Annotated in this window: 5 protein-coding genes; all 5 read left to right on the plus strand. The window is 71.6% G+C overall.

Features of this window, described 5'->3' with window-relative positions; translation table 11 throughout:
* Positions 1-277 (plus strand): carbohydrate-binding family 9-like protein (locus tag AB1578_23085; GenBank protein ID MEW6490784.1); only part of this gene is annotated, 277 nt, incomplete at its 5' end.
* Positions 278-358: 81 nt separating this feature from the next.
* Positions 359-958: a DNA-3-methyladenine glycosylase I gene (locus tag AB1578_23090; protein MEW6490785.1), complete on the plus strand. Its 600-nt coding sequence runs from the start codon at positions 359-361 to the stop codon at positions 956-958.
* 154 nt (positions 959-1,112) lie between these two features.
* Positions 1,113-1,718: an SAM-dependent methyltransferase gene (locus AB1578_23095; protein ID MEW6490786.1), complete on the plus strand. Its 606-nt coding sequence runs from the start codon at positions 1,113-1,115 to the stop codon at positions 1,716-1,718.
* Positions 1,719-1,827: 109 nt separating this feature from the next.
* A complete protein-coding gene (locus AB1578_23100; protein ID MEW6490787.1) occupies positions 1,828-2,847 on the plus strand; it encodes a Fe(3+) ABC transporter substrate-binding protein in 1,020 nt (339 codons plus the stop codon).
* Positions 2,838-3,040, plus strand: a 203-nt coding sequence (locus AB1578_23105) for a hypothetical protein (protein ID MEW6490788.1), incomplete at its 3' end; no start/stop codon positions are given. The genes AB1578_23100 and AB1578_23105, both read left to right, overlap by 10 nt.

Genomic DNA, 3,040 nt, shown 5'->3' on the forward strand with positions numbered 1-3,040 from the left:
GGACGGCGGCCGGGTCGCCGTGGTCTCGTCTCTGCCCCCGGTGGTGGAACCGGAGGTGGCCGCTCCCCTCACCTGGACGCTCGCCTTCGCCCTGCCCCTGGACCTCCTGGAGGCCCGGGTCGGCCCCCTGGCCCCCCTGGCGGGGCAGGTCTGGCGGGCGAACCTCTACAAGTGCGGCGACGACACCTCCCACCCCCACTGGGCCTCCTGGTCCCCCCTGACCGAGCGCAACTTCCACCTGCCGGCGTGCTTCGGTACCCTGCGCTTCCAGGCGTGAGCGCCGGGTCCACCGCCTGCAGTATCCTTCTTCCGAACGCCCCCCGGCCTGCGCCGGGGAGCCCCTTTCGAAGGAGCCCTCATGGTCGAAACCGCCTCCGCCCCGGTTCGCTGCCCCTGGGCAGCGACCGCACTCTCGCTCGCCTACCACGACCGGGAGTGGGGGGTGCCGATCCACGACGACCGCCTCCTCTTCGAGTTCCTGGTGCTGGAAGGCGCCCAGGCCGGGCTGAGCTGGGAGACGATCCTCAAGAAGCGCCCCCGCTACCGGGTGGTCTTCGACGGCTTCGATCCCGCGGCCGTGGCCCGCTACGGCGACCGGAAGACCGCCGCCCTCCTGGCCGACCCCGGCATCGTCCGCAACCGCCTCAAGGTGTCGGCGGCCGTGGCCAACGCCCGCGCGTTCCTGGCCGTGCGGCAGGAGTTCGGGAGCTTCGACGCCTACCTATGGAGGTTCGTGGGCGGGGCCCCCCGGCAAAACGCCTGGAGGCGCCTGGAGGAGGTGCCGGCCGAGACCCAGGAGTCCCAAGCCCTGAGCCGGGACCTCAAGAGCCGGGGGTTTCGCTTCGTGGGCCCCACCATCTGCTACGCCTTCATGCAGGCGGTGGGGATGGTGAACGACCACCTGGCGACATGTTTTCGGCACGAGGAACTGGGCGGGGGCATAGGGCATAGGGCATAGGGCATAGGGCATGGGGCAGGGGGCAGGGGGCAGGGGGCATGGGGCAGGGGGCGGGGGGCGGGGGGCGGGGGGCAAGGAGCACGGGACGGGGGAGGGGGAGGGGTGATTTCGTGAGGGGAGAAAGACTCGGGGCGACACCATGGTGCCGGGCGGGATGACCTTCGATCTGGCCGTGGCGGCCTTGGTGGCGGTCGGGCTCGTCTTCACGGTGGTCTATACGTTTCTCACCGGCATCTCGCCGGTCCCCACGAACCGCCGGGTGCGCGACACCCTGCTCGCGGCGCTCCCCGATCGCCTCGAGGGCACGATCTTCGAGCTGGGTTCCGGGTGGGGAACGCTGGCGTTTCCCCTGGCCCGCCGCTACCCCGGCTGTCCCGTGGCGGCCTACGAGCTCTCCCCCGCGCCATGGGCCTTCTCCCTCTTGAGGGCTCTGCTGTCCCCCCTCCCCAACCTCACCATTCACCGGTCCGACTTCCACCGGGTATCCCTGGCCCGCGCCGTCCTGGTGGTGTGCTACCTCTACCCGGGGGGGATGGCCCGCCTGCGGCCCAAACTCGAAGCCGAGCTGCCGGCCGGGGCGCTGGTGGTGAGCAACTTCTTCGCCGTGCCCGGGTGGACGCCCCTGGCGGTACACCGGGCGGCCGACCTGGAAGGAAGCCCGGTGTACTTGTACCGGATGCCCGCCCCACCGGGGCCGCCGTCGCGGCCCGCGGGGGAAAGGGGCCCGGCCCCTCCGACCCCGGGCCCCATGCCCTCCTGAAACAGGCAGGTCTGGCCCAGAGTCTTTCGAGGTTGACAGCCGCCGCCGGGCCTGTAAGGATATTGATTCTCAATAACACGGATCCTTCCCCGGAGGTATTTCCATGACCATGAGACGCGCCTTTCCCCTCCTCTTCGCCGCCATCGCGGCCGCCGCGCCCCTTTGGAGCGCCCGGGCCAGCGAGGTGAACGTGTACTCCGCCCGCCAGGAGGTCCTGATCAAGCCCCTCCTGGACCGCTTCACCGCCCGGACCGGGGTCCGGGTGAACCTGGTAGCGGGTTCCGCCGATGCGCTGATGGAGCGGCTGCGGAGCGAGGGAGCCCACTCCCCCGCCGACCTCCTCCTCACGGTGGACGCGGGCAACCTGAACCGGGCCCGGGAGGCGGGCCTCTTCCGGCCAGTGCGCTCCGAAGCCCTGGAGCAGGCGATCCCCCCGAGCTACCGGGACCCCGAGGGACACTGGTTCGGCCTCTCCCTGCGGGCGCGCCCCATCCTGTACGCGGTCGGCCGGGTGGACCCTTCCACCCTCTCCACCTATCAGGACCTGGCCGACCCCCGCTGGAGGCAAAAAGTCTGTGTGCGCTCCTCGGGGAACGTCTACAACCAGTCCATGGTCGCCGCCATGGTCGCCGCCCGGGGACCGGCGCAGGCCGAGGCTTGGGCTCGGGGACTGGTGGCCAACTTCGCGCGCCCGCCCCAGGGGGGAGACCGGGACCAGATCAAGGCCGTGGCCGCCGGACAGTGCGACCTGGCCCTGGCCAACACCTACTACCTGGGGGGGATGCTCCAGGCGTCCCAGACCGAAGACCGGGAGGCGGCAGCCAAGGTGGGCGTGTTCTGGCCCGACCAGGGCGGGCGGGGCGTCCACGTCAACGTGAGCGGCGCGGGGGTGACCCGCCACGCCCGGAGCCCGGAAAACGCGATGCTTCTCCTGGAGTTCCTGGCCGGTGAAGAGGCGCAGCGCTGGTACTCGGAGGTGAACTTCGAGTACCCCGTGCGCCCGGGGGTCCCGGTGAGCGAAACCCTCGCCGCGTGGGGGCCGTTCGTGGCCGACGACGTGAACCTGGCCGCCCTCGGGCAGCACAATGCGGAGGCGGTGCGGATCATGGATCGGGCCGGATGGCGGTAGACCCGGTCCCTTCCGGGAGCCGACTGCGCGCGCTCCTCCCCCGGAGCGGCTTGGGGCCGGCGGTCGGGGCCACGGCCCTGGTTCTCGCCGTGCCGGTTCTGGTGGTGGTGGGATCGGTCTTCCGGCCCGCCGGGGAGGTGTGGCGGCACCTGGCCGCCACGGTCCTCCCGGAGTACGTGGCCAACTCGCTGCT

It is taken from the genome of Thermodesulfobacteriota bacterium (genome assembly GCA_040756475.1).
Classification (GTDB): Bacteria; Desulfobacterota; Deferrisomatia; order Deferrisomatales; family JACRMM01; genus JBFLZB01.